Annotated in this window: 18 protein-coding genes; 2 read left to right on the forward strand and 16 right to left on the reverse strand. The window is 67.6% G+C overall.

From position 1 onward, the window contains the following. The first annotated feature begins 86 nt into the window (after positions 1-86). A complete protein-coding gene (locus tag PFX98_RS12095; RefSeq protein ID WP_285235456.1) occupies positions 87-839 on the forward strand; it encodes a hypothetical protein in 753 nt (250 codons plus the stop codon). On the opposite strand, the gene PFX98_RS12100 is transcribed toward PFX98_RS12095, so the two are convergent. The 6 genes from PFX98_RS12100 to kynU form a co-directional block, all read right to left on the reverse strand. After that, positions 811-1092, reverse strand: a complete 282-nt coding sequence (locus PFX98_RS12100) for an HU family DNA-binding protein (RefSeq protein ID WP_285235457.1) — start codon at positions 1090-1092, stop codon at positions 811-813. The genes PFX98_RS12095 and PFX98_RS12100 overlap by 29 nt on opposite strands. Positions 1093-1111: 19 nt before the next feature. Next, a complete protein-coding gene (locus PFX98_RS12105) occupies positions 1112-1384 on the reverse strand; it encodes a helix-turn-helix domain-containing protein (protein ID WP_285235458.1) in 273 nt (90 codons plus the stop codon). Positions 1385-1528: 144 nt separating this feature from the next. Next, positions 1529-2674: a branched-chain amino acid ABC transporter substrate-binding protein gene (locus PFX98_RS12110; protein WP_285235459.1), complete on the reverse strand. Its 1146-nt coding sequence runs from the start codon at positions 2672-2674 to the stop codon at positions 1529-1531. Between the two features lie 23 nt (positions 2675-2697). Next, a complete protein-coding gene (locus tag PFX98_RS12115; protein WP_285235460.1) occupies positions 2698-4356 on the reverse strand; it encodes an LVIVD repeat-containing protein in 1659 nt (552 codons plus the stop codon). Positions 4357-4387: 31 nt separating this feature from the next. Beyond that, positions 4388-5443: a porin gene (locus tag PFX98_RS12120; protein ID WP_285235461.1), complete on the reverse strand. Its 1056-nt coding sequence runs from the start codon at positions 5441-5443 to the stop codon at positions 4388-4390. A gap of 82 nt (positions 5444-5525) precedes the next feature. Then, positions 5526-6803, reverse strand: a complete 1278-nt coding sequence (gene kynU, locus PFX98_RS12125; RefSeq protein ID WP_285235462.1) for a kynureninase — start codon at positions 6801-6803, stop codon at positions 5526-5528. Positions 6804-6949: 146 nt separating this feature from the next. Here kynU and PFX98_RS12130 point away from each other — a divergent pair, with 146 nt between their 5' ends. Then, entirely contained in the window at positions 6950-7438 is a 489-nt protein-coding gene (locus tag PFX98_RS12130; RefSeq protein ID WP_285235463.1) for an Lrp/AsnC family transcriptional regulator, read from the forward strand. Here the strand turns inward: PFX98_RS12130 and PFX98_RS12135 are convergent. Genes PFX98_RS12135 through PFX98_RS12180 form a run of 10 tightly spaced genes read right to left on the reverse strand, consistent with a single transcriptional unit; the run spans position 7416 to position 15216 of the window. Continuing rightward, complete coding sequence (locus tag PFX98_RS12135) at positions 7416-8252, reverse strand: sulfite exporter TauE/SafE family protein (RefSeq protein ID WP_285235464.1); 837 nt, start codon at positions 8250-8252, stop codon at positions 7416-7418. The two genes, PFX98_RS12130 and PFX98_RS12135, sit on opposite strands and share 23 nt — an antisense overlap. Beyond that, positions 8252-8869 carry a malonic semialdehyde reductase gene (locus PFX98_RS12140; RefSeq protein ID WP_285235465.1) on the reverse strand — a complete coding sequence of 206 codons (618 nt, stop codon included), beginning with the start codon at positions 8867-8869 and terminating at the stop codon, positions 8252-8254. The genes PFX98_RS12135 and PFX98_RS12140 overlap by 1 nt, the downstream gene beginning before the upstream one ends. Beyond that, positions 8866-9273, reverse strand: a complete 408-nt coding sequence (locus PFX98_RS12145; RefSeq protein ID WP_285235466.1) for a RidA family protein — start codon at positions 9271-9273, stop codon at positions 8866-8868. Before PFX98_RS12145 ends, PFX98_RS12140 begins: the two co-directional genes overlap by 4 nt. After that, positions 9270-10172, reverse strand: coding sequence for a dihydrodipicolinate synthase family protein (locus tag PFX98_RS12150; RefSeq protein ID WP_285235467.1), 903 nt, complete (start codon positions 10170-10172; stop codon positions 9270-9272). Before PFX98_RS12150 ends, PFX98_RS12145 begins: the two co-directional genes overlap by 4 nt. 59 nt (positions 10173-10231) lie before the next feature. Next, the gene (locus PFX98_RS12155) at positions 10232-11152 is read right to left on the reverse strand and encodes an alpha/beta hydrolase (RefSeq protein WP_285235468.1); all 921 of its coding nucleotides are present in this window, start codon (positions 11150-11152) and stop codon (positions 10232-10234) included. Then, the gene (locus tag PFX98_RS12160; protein ID WP_285235469.1) at positions 11142-11927 is read right to left on the reverse strand and encodes an ABC transporter ATP-binding protein; all 786 of its coding nucleotides are present in this window, start codon (positions 11925-11927) and stop codon (positions 11142-11144) included. Before PFX98_RS12160 ends, PFX98_RS12155 begins: the two co-directional genes overlap by 11 nt. Before the next feature lie 11 nt (positions 11928-11938). Continuing rightward, the gene (locus PFX98_RS12165; RefSeq protein WP_285235470.1) at positions 11939-12682 is read right to left on the reverse strand and encodes an ABC transporter permease; all 744 of its coding nucleotides are present in this window, start codon (positions 12680-12682) and stop codon (positions 11939-11941) included. A gap of 1 nt (position 12683) precedes the next feature. Further along, positions 12684-13247 carry a VOC family protein gene (locus PFX98_RS12170; protein ID WP_285235471.1) on the reverse strand — a complete coding sequence of 188 codons (564 nt, stop codon included), beginning with the start codon at positions 13245-13247 and terminating at the stop codon, positions 12684-12686. An 11-nt stretch (positions 13248-13258) separates the two neighbouring features. Then, positions 13259-14248: an ABC transporter substrate-binding protein gene (locus PFX98_RS12175; RefSeq protein ID WP_285235472.1), complete on the reverse strand. Its 990-nt coding sequence runs from the start codon at positions 14246-14248 to the stop codon at positions 13259-13261. A 29-nt stretch (positions 14249-14277) separates the two neighbouring features. Beyond that, on the reverse strand, positions 14278-15216 hold the full coding sequence (locus PFX98_RS12180) for a fumarylacetoacetate hydrolase family protein (protein ID WP_285235473.1): 939 nt from the start codon (positions 15214-15216) through the stop codon (positions 14278-14280). Between the last annotated feature and the right edge of the window lie 62 nt (positions 15217-15278).

Here is a 15278-nt window from a genome sequence, read left to right on the forward strand (position 1 = left end):
ATCACGGCATGCCCGGCTTCAGACGGCCGGGCATCGCCGTTTCTGGGCCGCTCGTTTGCGCGCCCCCATCCCGACTTGCTATGCCTATGACAAGACTTCAGGCCGAACTGCAGCGCCTCTATGGTTTTTCGCAGACCCCGCCCAGCGATGCCGACGCGAATGGAAACGGCGGGTTGCGCGCCGCGGCGCTGGAACTCTCCGCTCCGGCCGACTGGCAGGCGATGGGCCAGCTGTGGCGCGGCGTGCAGGCCGATCTGGGTCTGCCGGCCCCCGCCATCGCGGTGTCCGGGCGCAATGGCTACCAGCTCTGGTTCTCGTTTGCGCAGCCGCTGCCGGCATCGCGGGCCGCGGCGTTTCTCGAGGCCTTGCGCCTGCGCTATCTGGGGGATCTGGCCGCCGGGCGGCTGGCTTGTCTGCCGGCTCGCGCCGAAGCCTATGCTGATGCCGATGGGGCGGACGCGCTGACGCTGCCGCCGCAGCAGCTGACGCCCGAGCGCTGGTCGGCCTTTGTGGCCCCGGACCTGGCGCCGGTGTTTGCCGAGGAACCCTGGCTGGACACCGCGCCCGGCATGGAGGGCCAGGCGGATCTGCTGATGCGGCTGGAAAGCATCCAGAGCGCCGATCTGGGCGTGGCGCTGAAGCGGCTGGGCGGCTTGCCGGCCGCGGTGACGCCGGCGCCTGTGCCGGTGCCGGTGCCTGGCGATGCGGCTACGGACGCCCCGATGCAGCAGGCCAGGCGTTTTCTGCTCGCGGTCATGAACGACGAGAGCGTGGCGCTGGCGTTGCGCATCGAGGCGGCGAAGGCGCTGCTTACTGCTTGCTGTTCACCGCGTCCTTGAGTGCCTTGCCGGGCGTGAACTTGGGGACGTTCGAGGCCGGGATCTCCAGCGCTTCGCCGGTGGCGGGGTTCTTGCCGGTGCGGGCAGCGCGGGCGCTGACCTTGAAATTGCCGAAGCCGAGGATGGCAACCGCGTCGCCGGCGACCAAGGCTTCGGTGATCGTGCCCAGGGCAGCGTCCAGCATGGTGGCGGCGGCCGCGCGGGTGACGCCACTCTTGGTGGCGATGCTTTCGATCAGTTCACTTTTATTCATCAGAGTTCCATTGGCTACCTCAGGGAAGAAATTCCCCTGAGGGGGCGGCGATTATCAGCGCTGCGGAGATGCCGTAGAGCGCCAGCAGTCCCATCACATGGCCGATCGCGACCCCGGGTTCGCCGGACTCGATGCGGGCGATGGTCTGCACATGCACGCCCAGCCGCGCCGCCGCCACGGCCTGACCCTCGCCCGCGCGCAGGCGCGCCTGCTTGGCCGCCGCCCCGATGTCCTTGATGGTCTGGAGCGCGTCGCCGCCGATCTCCGCCGAAATTCGCTTGCCTTGTGCCATGGGCGGATTGTCACCGCTGCCCTTCATTGGGCGGCGAGAAAAAAGGCCCCAAGGCACCGACCACGGCCTGCACGCTCTCCCCATGCAGGCCGGGTCGGGCCCGGGACCCGGAAGGGCCGGCAGCGCTGCCGCCGGCCGGCATGCTCAGCGGATCACCGCCAGCGATTCGCGGTTGCCTGCCTTGTAGGTGTAGAGGGTCAGCGCGCCGTTCTTGATGTCGCCCTTGGCATCGAAGCTGATATTGCCGGTCACGCCCTTGTAGTTCTCGGTCTTGGCCAGCACCGGCAGGTACTTGGCAGGGTCGGCGGAGCCGGCCTTGACCATGGCGGCGACCAACACGCCCACCGCGTCGTACGAATAGGGCGCATAGACCTGCACCTCCAGCTTGGTGGCGGCTTTGAAGCGGGCGCGGAAATCTTCCATCGCCTGCTTCTGTCCGGCGTCCACACCGCCGGCTTCGGCGCAGAAGACCTGGCTGTCGCCCATCGTGCCGGCGGCCAGCTTGGGCAGTTCGGCGGTGCAGATGCCGTCGCCGCCCACCAGCTTGGCGTTCATGCCCAGCTGCTTCATCTGGCGCAGGATGGGGCCGGCCACGGCGTCCATGCCGCCGAAGAAGATCACGTCGGGCTTCTTGGCCTTCAAGGTGGTCAGGATGGCGGTGAAGTCCGTGGCCTTGTCGTTGGTGAATTCGCGGCCGACGATCTTGCCGCCGGCGCCCTTCACGCCTTTCTCGAATTCATCCGCCACGCCCTGGCCGTAGGCGGTGCGGTCGTCGATCACGGCGATGGCCTGGCCCTTCAGGTCCTTGGCGGCATAACGCCCCAGCGTGCCGCCCAGATGCACGTCATCGGCTACCACGCGGAAGGTGGTCTTGTAGCCGTTGCGGGTGAACTTGGGGTTGGTGGAGGAGGGCGAGATCTGCGGCACGCCAGCGTCGGCATAGACCTTGGACGCGGGGATGGAGGTACCCGAGTTCAGGTGGCCGACCACGCCGTTGACCTTGGAGTCCACCAGCTTCTGCGCGGCTTGCGTGCCTTGCTTGGGGTCGCCGGCATCGTCTTCGCCCAGCAATTCGAGCTTGACCTTCTTGCCGGCGATCACCACACCCTTGGCGTTGAGTTCATCCACGGCCAGGCGGGCGCCGAGTTCGTTGTCCTTGCCCAGGTGGGCGATGGCGCCGCTGGTGGGGCCGACGTGGCCGATGCGCACCACGTCCTGGGCAAAGGCGGGGGCGGCCAGCAGGCTGGCCAGCAGGCCGGCCAGGAGGGTAGGGGAGAGAGCGTTTTTCATGGGTTTCCTTTCGGGGATTGCGCTCAGCGCTTGAGGTCGAACTTGGGGGCACCCAGCAGCGGGGTCGAGACCGCGTAGGCACCGTGGTTGGTGAAGACCCAGATCAGGTTGCGGTCCCACTCGATGAAGACGCCGTGGGTCTGGTCACCGAAGCTGAGGTTGACCTTGGGGTCCACCGTCTTGGGCACGAAGTAGCCGGCGATCTTGGGTTCGGCCGGGTTGCTCACGTCATAGATCTGGGCGCCGGCGTTGTAGAAGGCGTAGACCAGATACTTGTCGCTGGGCGTGCCAGGCTGGTGCCAGTAGCCGCTGCGCTTCGGGCCGAAGCTGCCGCGGCGCTGGCAGTAGTCGGTGATGGGCGCGCCCTTGGGCGGGGTGGGGCGGGGCAGGGTGTTGAGGATCTTCGGGTTGGCTGGGTCCTTCACGTCGATCGAGTAGATCTCCTTGTAGGGCTCGTAGCAGTCGTCGTTGAGCGGGTAGCCGCTGTAGTAGACGACGCCGCTCTTCTCCACCTTGCTGATGTCGATGTTGTCGCCCTCGGTACCGGCTTGGCTGACCGGCATGTCGAGCTTGCCCACCGGTTTCATGCGCGCCGGGTCGGAAACGTCGAGCACGTGGAAGCCCATGCCGCCCATTGCCGCGTAGCCATACTTGCCGCCCTTCTCGGGATCGCGCGGGATGTTGAGCGGCATGCGCGCGCCCATCCAGGCGGTCTTCTTGCCGACGCGCGGGTTCTTGCGGTATTCCTCCTCCTCGCCCAGGCGGGCGCCGGGCACCCACCAGGTGGCCAGGCGCTTGGGGTGGTAGGGGTCGCTCAGGTCGAAGGCCATCTGCGCCTCGTTGTAGAGGAAGTTGGCGTATTCCTGGTTGGCAAAGGTGTCGTCCGGCGCGCCCGAGACGAACAGGTATTTGCCGCCCCAGTACACCGGCACCTCGCCGCAGCCCGAGCCCTGCTGCGGGAATTTGTCGGGCGGGCTGTAGGGGTCCAGCGGCAGTTCGGAGATCTTCTTCCACTGCGCCGGATCGGGGTTGTTCACCTCGAAGACGCGGAAGCCGCGGAAGATCTTCTGGTTGCGGATCTTGGCCACGTTCTCCGCCTCTTCGGGCAGGTACTTGTTCTTCAGGATGCCGAAGCGGGTGACCTCGTAGCACTGCACCGCCACGTTCTTCTGCAGCTTGGCGTTCCACTGGATGGTCAACGGGCCGAACTCATTGCTCCAGCCCCAGTTCTTCGAGGCGATCACCTTGATCTCGCGCGGATCGGTGATGTCGTAGACCTTGTAGACGTTCTTCTCGTGGTGAATCATGTAGCGCCGGCCGTCCAGGTCCAGCGTGGTCTGCCACGAGTGGTAGGGGCTGATCAGCATCTCGGCCTGGTAGGCCTCGACCTTGGTGTTGTGCAGGTAGGTGTTCTGGTCCAGGTAGTCCAGGCTGCCCTTGAAGGGGCGGGTGCCGGGAATGGCCGGCACTTCGGCGGGGTGCTTGAACTTGCCGGTCTTGGCGTCCATGCCGTAGTCGGGCTCGCTGACATGGGCCGGCTCGCCGGGTACGCGCTTGGGTTCGCTGAGGTCTTCCTTGACCGGGATGGGGGCCTGGCCGGCGGGGCCGGGCACGATGGTCTGGGCCGTGGCGCTGCTCGCCAGGACGGCGAGCAGCAGGCTGCTGAGCAGGGAACGGTTCATGGTGCTGTCCTGATGTGGTGGAGGCGTTGACTCAGAAGGCGTGGCGCAGGCCGATCTGCAGGCCCGAGGGGTTCTCTCCGGCCTTGGGGCTCAGGCCCCAGTCGATCGGGTATTCGGCGCCGGCGCTGCCGGGGCTGCCGTTGCGCACCGTGCCGTAGGTGGCGTAGACGGTGGTGCGCTTGGAGAAGTTGTAGAGCGCGCCCACCGCGATGCCGGTGGCATCGGCCAGCGCACCGGTGGCGTCATCGCGGCGCACCACGCTGCCGAACAGGCGCACGCCATTGCCCAGGTCGATGCGGGTGCCCAGCTGCACGCTTCGGCCATGGGTGTCGAAGTCCACATAGGGCGGGTAGGCGTAATAGCCGCGATAGTCGTGCAGGATGCCGGTCAGCTCCACGCCGCCGATGCGGTAGATGGCCGCCAGATAGCTGTCGCGCGAGCGCTCGTTGCGGCTCTTGGTCTTGTCCCAGATATTGGTCTTGTCCTGCGTGTCGGTGGCGATGCCGATGTAGAGCGGGCCGTCCGAGTAGGCGGCGGCCAGGCTCAGCACGCGGCCGTTCTTCTTGTTGTCGCTTTCCTCCTTGCCGGCGGTCAGCGTGGCGCGGAACTGGAAGCCGTTGATGCGGGCCGAGTTGACGGAGATGGCATTCGACTCGCGCCAGGGCGCGTAGAACACCATCATGTTGTTCACCGGGCTGTAGCCGGAGCCGAAGCTCGGGTCGGCATAACCGTAGAGGTGGTAGGACGAGAGGTTCAGGCGGCCGAGGTTGATGTCGCCCCAGTCCTTGTGGGCCAGCTGCACATAGGTCTCGCGCGAGTTGGTGTCCATCGCGCCGGTGTCGGACTTGAAGATCATCTCGTGGCGCGCCTTGGCCGAGAGGCCGCCGCCCAGGTCTTCCTTGGCGGTGAACTCCAGGCGCGAGGTGGTGAGGCCACCGGAGGTGAGGCGGTTGAGCGTCTTGCCGCCCGAGCTGATGCGCTCGATGGCGGCGTCGACATAGCCTGAAATGGTGACCTGGGCCTGGACGGGGCCGGCGGCCATGGCTGCTGCAGCGGCAAGCAGGCTGATGGACAGTTTGGTTTGCACGGAAATCTCCTCGGGATGGCGGGGTGGGGTGGATTCCGGGGGAGCGGAGTGGAGGGGAGGGAAGAAACTCGATCCGGGGTGCTCAGGTCACGGCCTTCCTGGCCATGAACTCGGGCGTGGCCCAGCTGCGCCGGTCCATCACGTCCTTGAGCGTGGTCACGGCGTCCCAGACATCGGCATGGCTGAGGTAGAGCGCGGCAAAGCCGAAGCGCAGGATGTCGGGGGCGCGGAAGTCGCCGATCACGCCGCGTGCGATCAGGGCCTGCACGATGGCGTAGCCCTGCTCGTGCGTGAGCGAGACCTGGCTGCCGCGCAGGGCGGGGTTGCGCGGCGTGGCCAGGCCGAAGCCATGGCCGCTCAGCTGCTGGTCCACCAGGGCGATAAAGAGGCTGGTGAGCGAGAGGCTTTTGGCACGCAGCTGCTGCAGGTCCACGTCATCGAAGGCGCTGAGAGCCGCCTCCAGCGAGAAGAGGCCCATCTGCGGCGCGGTGCCCACCAGCATGCGGTCGATGCCGGGCGCGGGCGTGTAGGTCTGGCCGAAGGCAAAAGGCGTGGCGTGGCCGTGCCAGCCGGTGATGGGCTGGCGCAGCGCGGCCTGGTGGCGCGTGGCCACGAAGGCGAAGGAGGGGGCGCCAGGCCCGCCGTTCAGGTATTTGTAGCCGCAGCCCACCGCGAAGTCGGCCTCGCAGGCGTTCAGCTCGCAGGGCATGGCGCCGGCGGTATGGGCCAGGTCCCAGATCACCAGCGCGCCGACTTCGTGCGCGCGCCGCGTGATGGCCGCCATGTCGTAGACCTGGCCGCTCTTGTAATTCACATGGGTGAGGGTGAGCACGGCCACGTCTTCATTGAGTGCGGCCAGCACCTCGTCGGGCGCCACGGCGCGGTGCTGCACGCCGGTGAGCTCGGCCACGCCGGCGGCCACATAGGCGTCGGTGGGGAAGTTGCCGTTCTCGCCCAGGATGGTCTGGCGGCCCGGCCGCATGCGCAGTGCCGCCACCAGCAGCTTGAAGAGATTCACCGAGGTGGAGTCGGCCACGATCACCTCGCTGCCGCTAGCGCCGATCAGCTCGGCGATGCGGGCACCCACACGCTGCGGGGCGGGGTACCAGTCGGCATCGTTCCAGGAGCGGATCAGGCCCACGGCCCATTCCTGCTCGATCGCCTGCCGCATGCGCGCCGGCACGGCCGCGGGCATGGCACCCAGCGAATTGCCGTCCAGGTAGATCACGCCGGCCGGCAGCGTGAAGCGCTCGCGGCAGGCGGCCAGGGGGTCTTGGGCATCCAGCTGCAGACAGTGCTCGCGGCTCAGCAAATCGGCCTGGGCCAGGGCTTGGGATTCGGTGCGGTGGTTGGAACTCATGGTCGGGAAGTCTGTATTTGTTTGAGTGCGCATGTATACATGAAGGCCAGTCTATGCAGCAAAATACGAATGTGACCAATCGATAACCCTACATGCTGTTGTTTGGGGTTAAAGTTTCCTGAAACAGCCAATTCGGAGAAATTCAAATGCAGGTTGAGATCGATGCGACCGACCGGGTGTTGCTGGATGCGCTGCAAAAAGACGCGCGCCTGACCACGGGCGAGCTGGCACAGCTCACGGGCATGTCCCAATCGCCCTGCTGGCGGCGTATCAAGCGCCTGGAGGAGGCCGGCCTGATCACCGGCTACCAGGCCCGGCTGGACCGCCGCGCGCTGGGCTATGGCGTGATGGCCTTTGTGACCATCGGCATCGACAGCCAGGATGAAGACCATTCGCTGGATTTCGAGCGCGCGGTGCGCGACATCCCCGAGGTGGTGATGTGTCATGGCGTCTCCGGCCCGGAGGACTTCGTACTCGTGGTGGTGGCCCAGGACCTGGACGGGTATTCCGCGCTGATGCAGCAGAAGCTGCGCCGCCTGCCCGGGGTGAAGATGGTGCGCACCAGCTTTTCCATGCAGGAGGTGAAGGGCCTGGACGGGCTGCCGATACCGGCTATGCCCACAGCCAAGGCTTGATCAGGCCCCAGGCCATGCGCGTGCCCAGCACCAGCAGCAGCAGCGCGAACAGCTGCTTGAGCCGCGCCACCGGCAGCGCATGTGCCAGCCGAGCGCCCAGCGGCGCGGTGAGCACCGAGCCCAGGGCGATGCCGGCGAGGGCCGGCAGATAGACATAGCCCAGGCACAGCGCAGGCAAGACCTGACCCCGTGCCTCGGCCTGCAGGCCGTTGGCGATGAAGCCCAGGCTGCCGGCCAGCGCGATCGGAAAACCCAGTGCCGCCGAGGTGGCGATGGCGCGGTGCAGGGGCACGCTGCACCAGCTCATGAAGGGCACCGACACCGAGCCGCCGCCGATGCCCACCAGGCTGGAGAACACGCCGATGCCGGCGCCGGCCAGATGCAGGCCGGCTGGCGCCGGCAGCGTCCGCGCCGCCGTGGGGCGCAGGTTCAGGAGCATCTGCACGCCCACGATCCAGGCGAAGCAGACGAACAAGGCCTTCAATGCCGGCGTGGAAAGCGCCGCTGCCAAGGCCGTGCCGGCCAGGGTGCCCAACACCAGGCCGGGGCTGAGGCGCTTCACCAGCCCCCAGTCCACCGCGCCGCGGCGGTGGTGGGCGCGCACGCTGGCGAGCGAGGTGAACACGATGCTGGCCAGCGAAGTGCCCAGCGCCAGGTGCGCCATATGAGCCGCATGTGCCGGCCCCCAGGGCAGGGCGCCGAACATCAGCACCAGCAGAGGCACGATCACGATGCCGCCGCCCACGCCCAGCAGGCCGGCCAGCACCCCGGTGGCGGCACCCAGGCCGATGTAGGCGATCAACTCCATCCCCATCACAGCACCTTGCAGGCTTGCTCGAAGCGCAGGCGCGGCAGGCGCTCGAACAAGCCTGCCGGGTCGCCATAGCCGAGGTTGCAGAGGAAGTTGGCCTCCACCGCGTCGCCGGCAAAGGTCGGTTCCGGGGTGAAGAACTCGGCCGTCACGGCGGCGGCGTCGAAGCCCGAGAGCGGCCCCACGTCCAGCCCCAGACCGCGCGCGGCTAGCATCAGGTAGGCGCCCTGCAGCGTGGCGTTGCGCAGCGCCGTGCTCTCCGCCAGTGCGGCGTTGTCGTCGAATTGACGACGAGCCTCGGGCCGGTGCGGAAACAGCTGGGGCAGGCGTTCCTGGAAGCGCTGCGCGGTGCCGATCAGCACGGTGACCGGCGCGGTGCGCACTTTTTCCACATTGCCGGGCGAGACCAGCGGCAACAAGCGCGCGCGCGCCGCCGCGCTGCACACGAAGACCAGCCTGGCCGGCGCGCAGTTCATGCTGGTGGGGCCCATCTTCATGAGCTCGTAGAGTTCACGCAGCAGCTCGGGTGCCACCGGCCGGTCCAGCCAGCGGTTCTGGCTGCGCGCGCGGCGCAGCAGCTGGTCGAAGGCGCTGTCGTCAAGTCGAGGCGGGCGGCTCATCGTGGCTCCCCGAGGCAGGCGGTGGCCGTGATCTCGATGCGCATCTGCGGATGGGGCAGCTGGTGTACCGCGACCGTGGTGCGCGCCGGGCCGGTCTCGGCATCGAAGAACTCGGCGTAGGCGCGGTTGTAGGCGGCGAAGTCGCGCATGTCGGTGAGGTAGCAGCTCAGGCTGACGCAGTCGCCCAGCTCGCCGCCCTGGCTTTGCAGCGCGGCGCGGATCTTGGCGATGACGACGCGGGTCTGCTCGGCCACATCGATCTGCAGCTCGCCACCGGGCAGCCGCGTCACACCGGCGCAGCTGCCGTCGGCCTGGCGCGCGCTCATGCCCGAGACAAACACCCAGGGACCGCGGCGCCGCAGCATGGGATAAGCCCCCAGCGGGGCAAGTGCCTGCGCCGTCATGCCAGCTGGAAATCGATGGCTTGCAGCGCGGCGTGCAGGGCCACGGACTGGCTGGCACTGAGTGCCGTCAGCGGCGCTCGCACGCGGCGCCATTGCGCGTCGTGCAGCTCGGTGGCGAGCACCTCCTTCAGCGCGGCAATCATGGGATAGGCCTGCACGATCTTGCGCAGCTGGTCCACCTCGGCCTGCAGGGCCGGGCCCTGTTCGCTGTTCCACTCGCTCACCAGCCGGCTGATGCGGCCGGGGTTGATGTTGACGGTGGCCGAGATGCAGCCGCGCGCGCCCAGCGGCCGGGTGCGCGAGATAAAACTCTCCGAGGCCGGGAAGATCTCCAGCGTCGGGAAGCGCGCCAGCATGGCGGCGAGGTTGTCCCAATCGCCCGAGCTGTCCTTGATGCCCACCACGGTGCCAGGGAAGTCGCGCAGCAGGCGTTCGATCACGGCGTGGGTGATGGGAACGCCGCTCAGCGCCGGGATGTGATACAGGTAGAGCTTGAGCCGCAGATCGGCGATGCGCGCAATCACCTCGGCATACCAGGCGTACAGGCCTTCGTCGCTGAGGCCCTTGTAGAAGAAGGGCGGCAGCATCAGCACACCGGCACAACCGGCCTGTACCGCATGGCGGCTCAATTGCGCGGCCTCGCCGGCCGAGCAGGCGCCGGTGCCGGGCAGCAGCTTTGCGGCGGGGATGCTGGCCTCCAGCAGGGCCTCGAGCAGCTGGCGGCGCTCGTCCAGGGTGAGCGAGTTGGCCTCGCTGTTGGTGCCAAAGGGCGCGAGCCCGGCGCCTTGCTGCACGAGCCAGCGCGCATGGGCAATGAAGCGCTGCACGTCGGGGCTGCCATCGGCGGCGAAGGGGGTGACGACGGGCGCAAACGCCCCGGTCAGTCCGGTGGTGACCATGGGTGACTCCTGAAGGTGATGATGGGATGGAGGCCGGTGGCCTCGGCGCGGATGCGCCGCTAGGAGGGGATGGGCGGACGCAGCAACTGGGCAAAGGCCAGCAGCTGCTCGCCAAAGGCTGAATCGGCGCCACCGCTGTCGAGGTGCGCGACGATGGAGGTGTGGTTGTGCTCGGGCACGCAGATCAGGCGCGGGATGCGCCCCTGCGCCTGGCCCACGCGGTGGCAGAACTCGGCCGCGTACACGTCCAGCCAGGGGTTCTCATGCTCGGCCACGGCCAGCAGGGTGGGCACGCTCAAGTGCTGCGCATGCTGCACCGGTGAATCGGCCTCCAGCCGCGCGGCCTCGTCGCCGAAGTAGGCGCGCACGCCGCCGGCATTGGGGTTGTCTGCGCGCAGATCGGCGCGCAGCCGGGCGCTGATCAGCACCGCCGCCGCCACCGCCGGACGCTGTGCCTGCAGGCGCGGGTCGCACAGCAGCGTGGCCACATGGGCGCCGCCGGCCGAATGGCCGATCAGCAGGATGCGCGTGGCGTCGCCGCCCCAGCCGGCGGCATGGGCCTGGACATGGCGCAGCGCCGCGGCCACGTCCTCGGCGCCGCCGGGGAAGGGCGCCTCGGGCGCGAGCCGGTATTCCACGTTCACGCCCACGAAACCATGGCGGGCGAAGAAGCGCAGCACATTGCCGTAGACCTGCTCGTTGGCATTCATCTGCCCGCGCACAAAGGCGCCGCCATGCACGAACACGGCGATGGGCCTGGGCGCGGCCGCAGCAGTGCCGGGTGGCAGGTAGACATCCAGCACGTGGCGCGCATGGGCGCCGTAGGGAATGGCGCGCTCGATCTGCAGGCCGGGCAGCGGGTGCGCGGCTTGCAGCGGGGTGTAGGCGCGCAGCACCTGGTCGCGGTGGGCGTTGATGTCCTCGGCCCAGCGCGGGCCGATCTCGCGCAGCAGGGCGCGCAACTCAGCCTCAGTGTTCATCCTTGAACACCCCCATCAGCGATGACAGCTCCGCGATGTATTCGCCATAGCGCGGGTTCTCCTTGATGGATTCGGGCCGGCGCGGGCGTGGCAGGTCGATCGTGATCTCCTTCACCACGCGCCCGGGGCGGCCCGACATCACCAGCACGCGGTCCGAGAGGAACACCGCCTCGGCGATCGAATGGGTCACCAGCAGCACGGTCTGGCGCTGCTCCTGCCAGATGCGCAGCAGCTCCACATTGAGGCGGTCGCGCGTCAGCGCGTCGAGGGCGCCAAAGGGCTCGTCCATCAGCAGGATCTGCGGGTCCAGCGCCAGGATCTGGCCGATCGCCGCGCGCTGGCGCATGCCGCCCGAGAGCTGGTGCGGGTGATGCTGCTCGAAGCCCTTCAGCCCCAGCATGCCCATCAGCTGCTCGAGCTTGGGTGCCCAGACGGATTCGGGCAGCTTGCGCAGCCTGGCACCCAGGGCCATGTTCTCGCGCACCGTCAGCCAGGGCAGCATATTGCTGCTCTGGAACACCACGCCGATCTCGGGGCTGGGGCCCATCACCGCGCGGCCGTTCACACTCACCTCGCCGCCCTGGTAGGGCGTGAGCCCGGCGACGATGCGCAGCAGCGTGCTCTTGCCACAGCCGCTGGGGCCGAGGATGGAGACGAACTCGTGGGCGCCGATGGCGAGGTCCACCGCTTCCAGTGCCTTCACCTCGCGCTTGCCGGCAAAGGTCTTGAGCACCTGGCGAACTTCAATCACCGGCTTGGACGGATGCTGGGACATGAATGGTTTCTTCAGTAGGAAATGCTGCGCCACCAGACCGCACGCGCAAGGCGTTCGACCAGGGCGTAGAGGAACACGGCCAGGGCGGTGATCACCAGGATGGCGGCGAACATCAGATCGGTCTGCGCGTTCGCGGTGGCCAGCGTCATCAGATGGCCCAGGCCCTGCTCGGCACCGATGAACTCGCCCACGATGGCGCCGATCACCGCCAGCGGCATGGCGATCTTGATGCCGTCCACGAAGGCGGGCAGGGCCGAGGGCATCTGCAGGCGCCAGAAGCGGTCCCAGCGCGAGGCACCCAGGGCATGGAAATGCTCGTCCAGGTTGATGGGCACGTTCTGCATGCCGCCCAGGGTGGCCACCACCACGGGGAAGAAGGCGAACAGAAAGGTGGCCGCCACCTTGGAGCCCAGGCCGTAGCCGAACCACACGATCATCAGCGGCGCCAGCGCGATCTTGGGCATGCTCTGAAGCGCGGTGATGAGCGGGTAGAGCGTGCGGCGCGCCAGCGGACTCAGGTGTATCAACACCCCGAGCAGGATGCCGCCCACCACCGCCAGGCCAAAGCCCATCAGCACCTCGGTGGTGGTGACCCAGGTCTCACTCAGCAGCATCTCGCGGGCCTCCCAGCCCGCCGCCAGCACCGCCGACAGCGGCGGCAGCAGGTAGCGGCGTATGCCTAAAGCGCCCACGCCGTATTCCCACAGCGCGGCCAGCAGGCCCCAGAAGATCAGCGATTCCAGCGCGCGTCTCATCTCAGGCCTCGTCCTTGGGCTTGCCCTGCTTGGCGGCCACCACGGCGGCCGGCGGCGGCACCACGAAGCGGGCAAAACGCCATTGGTCGAAGGAATCGATATTGCGTTCCCAGACCTTGGCCTCGTAGGGCTGCGCCGGAGTGATCTGGGTCATCTCGCAGTAGAGCTCGACGTTGTTGCCATCCGGATCCTTGAAGACCAGGAAGAGGTTCTCGCCCGGGCCATGCTTGCCGATGCCGCGCACGATCTCCACGCCATGCGCTTGCAGCAGCTGCACCGCGCGCTCCATCTCGGCCAGGTCGTCCACCAGGTAGGAGAAATGCTCCAGGCCGGGGCGGCCATAACGCGGCAGTTCCTCGCGCTCGGGCGAGTCGGCGGGGATCTGGGCCAGGGCCAGGTCGTGATGATCGCTGCCGGCGCGCAGGAACACCATCTGGTCGCTGATCCAGTCGGACACTTCCAGGCCCAGGATCTCGGTGTAGAAGTGCACGGACTTGTGGATGTCGCGCACCATCAGCACCAGATGGCCGAGCTTGCGAGGTTTGATCTTGCCGGGTGTAGTCATGGTGGCGCGTCTCAGTCGACGATGAAACGGTTGGTGTAGACCTCGCCGCCGCGCACGTCGGCGGTGACCTTGAAGGCCTTCTTGGCGAATTCGATGGTGGCGTGCATGCGGTCGGCACGGATGTAGCCAAGCTTTTTGTTGTCGGCGCCGGCGTCGCTGATGATGTCCAGCGTTTCCTTGATCTGCTGCATCAGGATCGGTTTGCTCAGCAGCTTGTTGCTGGCGACGATGAGGTCCGCAGCCTCATCCGGGTTCTTGCGCATGTACTCGTAGCCGCGGTAGGTGGCGGCGACGAAGCGCTTCACCAGTTCGGGCCTGGCCTGCACCAGGGCCTCGCTGGCGACGATGCCATTGCCGTAGATGTTGAGGTTGTAGTCGCGGTAGCGCAGGGCGGCGAGCTGCTTGCCCTCGCGCTGCACCAGGGCCTCCAGCAGGGGCTTGTTGGCGCCTTCCCAGCATTCGGCCAGGTCCACCTTGCCCTCGAGGAAGCTGGGGTTGATGACGGCCGGGTCCAGGCGCAGCAGCTTGAGGTGATTGGCCGGCAGGCCGTTGGCCTGCAGCCAGGCGGGCACCAGGTTCTGCAGCGGCGAGGCCGCGCCGCCGCCCACGCTCATGCCCTTGAGTTCGGCCAGCTTCGGTGCCTTGCCCAACTTGCCCGGCATATAGCAGAGCGCGCCGGGCCACTGGGTGTTGATGGCGCCCACCATCACCGTCTTGCCGCCATTCGCACGGTTGAGCATCACGCTGATCGGATCGCCGTAGCCGAACTCGAACAGGCCCTGGTCGATCTCGTTGACGGTGCGCTGGCCGCCGTAGCCACGCTGCGTCTGCACCTCCAGCCCGGCTTCGGCATAAAAGCCCTTGGCTGCCGCTACCAGCACCCCGCCGGTGCTGCCCTGGGGCAGCCAGGCGAGGTTGAATTTGACCTTGTCCAGGGCCTGGGCGGCGCTGCAACTCAGCGCGGCAAAGGCAAGTGCCCAGAGTTGGCGGTGGATGGACATGGGGGCTTCCTTGAAGGAGTTGGGGTGGATCAGCCCGCGACCACGCGGTTGCGGATGCTGCCGATCTGCTCGATGCTGGCCATCATCACATCCCCGGGCTGCAGAAAGCGCCCACGCGCCATGCCCACGCCGGTGGGCGTGCCGGTGGCGATCAGGTCGCCGGGCTTGAGGGTGAGCATGCTGGAGAGGTAGGCGATCTGCTCGGCAATGTTGAAGATCATGCCCTCGGTCGTGTCGTCCTGCATGGTCTCGTCGTTGACGGTCAGGCGCATGCGCAGATTCTGCGGCGCGGCAATGCAGTCGCGCGGCACCAGCCAGGGGCCCATGGGGCCGAAGGTGTCAAAGCTCTTGCCGCGGAACCAGTCGTGCGTGAAGGGGTAGTCGCTGCGGCGGTTCAGGTCGCGCGCACTGATGTCGTTGAACACGGTGTAGCCGGCGATCACCTCGTAGGCCTCTTCGACACCGACGTTGCGGCATTCACGGCCGATCACCACGCCCAGTTCGACCTCCCAGTCCAGCTTGGCGGTGTGGGCGGGTTTGACCACATCCTCCTCGGTGGCCAGCACGCTGGTGTCGGCCTTCATGAAGACATAGGGGGCGCTCTCGGTGCGCGGCGCCAGCTTGGTGCCCATCTCCTTGGCGTGCTCCACATAGTTGGAGGCGGCGCCGAAGATGCGGCCCGGGCGGTAGGGCGTGCACAGCCGATAGCTTTGGGCGGGCAGCGCATGCAGCGCGCCGGCGGCGGCCAGCTCCTGCACCTGTCGGGCCAGTGCGGCGATCGCGCCGGCGCTGTGCGGCCAGTCAGCGATCGCCAGCTGGGTGCTGTTCAGGAAGGCGGCCAACTGCGGCTGCTGCTCCATGCCGCAGGCGCGTGCCGCGGCGGCGGCGTCATAGAGCTGGTCATCCAGCACCAGGGCGGGGCGGGGGCCGTGGCCGTTGTCGTAAGAGGCGAGTGCGTACCAGATCACGGGTTGTCCTTTGCTTGTCGTTCCGATGCAGCGCGCTGCAATATGTGAATACAATAACATCG

Origin of the sequence: Paucibacter sediminis (assembly GCF_030254645.1) — a bacterium.
GTDB lineage: Bacteria > Pseudomonadota > Gammaproteobacteria > Burkholderiales > Burkholderiaceae_C > Paucibacter_B > Paucibacter_B sediminis.

Bases quoted from the DNA above. Each gene is read 5' to 3' on its own strand.
- PFX98_RS12130 (WP_285235463.1), top strand. From the start codon at position 6,950: ATGCAGGTTGAGATCGATGCGACCGACCGGGTGTTGCTGGATGCGCTG.
- PFX98_RS12135 (WP_285235464.1), bottom strand. From the start codon at position 8,252: ATGGGGATGGAGTTGATCGCCTACATCGGCCTGGGTGCCGCCACCGGG.
- PFX98_RS12095 (WP_285235456.1), top strand. From the start codon at position 87: ATGACAAGACTTCAGGCCGAACTGCAGCGCCTCTATGGTTTTTCGCAG.
- PFX98_RS12150 (WP_285235467.1), bottom strand. From the start codon at position 10,172: ATGGTCACCACCGGACTGACCGGGGCGTTTGCGCCCGTCGTCACCCCC.
- PFX98_RS12160 (WP_285235469.1), bottom strand. From the start codon at position 11,927: ATGTCCCAGCATCCGTCCAAGCCGGTGATTGAAGTTCGCCAGGTGCTC.
- PFX98_RS12110 (WP_285235459.1), bottom strand. From the start codon at position 2,674: ATGAAAAACGCTCTCTCCCCTACCCTCCTGGCCGGCCTGCTGGCCAGC.
- PFX98_RS12175 (WP_285235472.1), bottom strand. From the start codon at position 14,248: ATGTCCATCCACCGCCAACTCTGGGCACTTGCCTTTGCCGCGCTGAGT.
- kynU (WP_285235462.1), bottom strand. From the start codon at position 6,803: ATGAGTTCCAACCACCGCACCGAATCCCAAGCCCTGGCCCAGGCCGAT.
- PFX98_RS12115 (WP_285235460.1), bottom strand. From the start codon at position 4,356: ATGAACCGTTCCCTGCTCAGCAGCCTGCTGCTCGCCGTCCTGGCGAGC.
- PFX98_RS12140 (WP_285235465.1), bottom strand. From the start codon at position 8,869: ATGAGCCGCCCGCCTCGACTTGACGACAGCGCCTTCGACCAGCTGCTG.
- PFX98_RS12170 (WP_285235471.1), bottom strand. From the start codon at position 13,247: ATGACTACACCCGGCAAGATCAAACCTCGCAAGCTCGGCCATCTGGTG.
- PFX98_RS12100 (WP_285235457.1), bottom strand. From the start codon at position 1,092: ATGAATAAAAGTGAACTGATCGAAAGCATCGCCACCAAGAGTGGCGTC.
- PFX98_RS12155 (WP_285235468.1), bottom strand. From the start codon at position 11,152: ATGAACACTGAGGCTGAGTTGCGCGCCCTGCTGCGCGAGATCGGCCCG.
- PFX98_RS12145 (WP_285235466.1), bottom strand. From the start codon at position 9,273: ATGACGGCGCAGGCACTTGCCCCGCTGGGGGCTTATCCCATGCTGCGG.
- PFX98_RS12105 (WP_285235458.1), bottom strand. From the start codon at position 1,384: ATGGCACAAGGCAAGCGAATTTCGGCGGAGATCGGCGGCGACGCGCTC.
- PFX98_RS12165 (WP_285235470.1), bottom strand. From the start codon at position 12,682: ATGAGACGCGCGCTGGAATCGCTGATCTTCTGGGGCCTGCTGGCCGCG.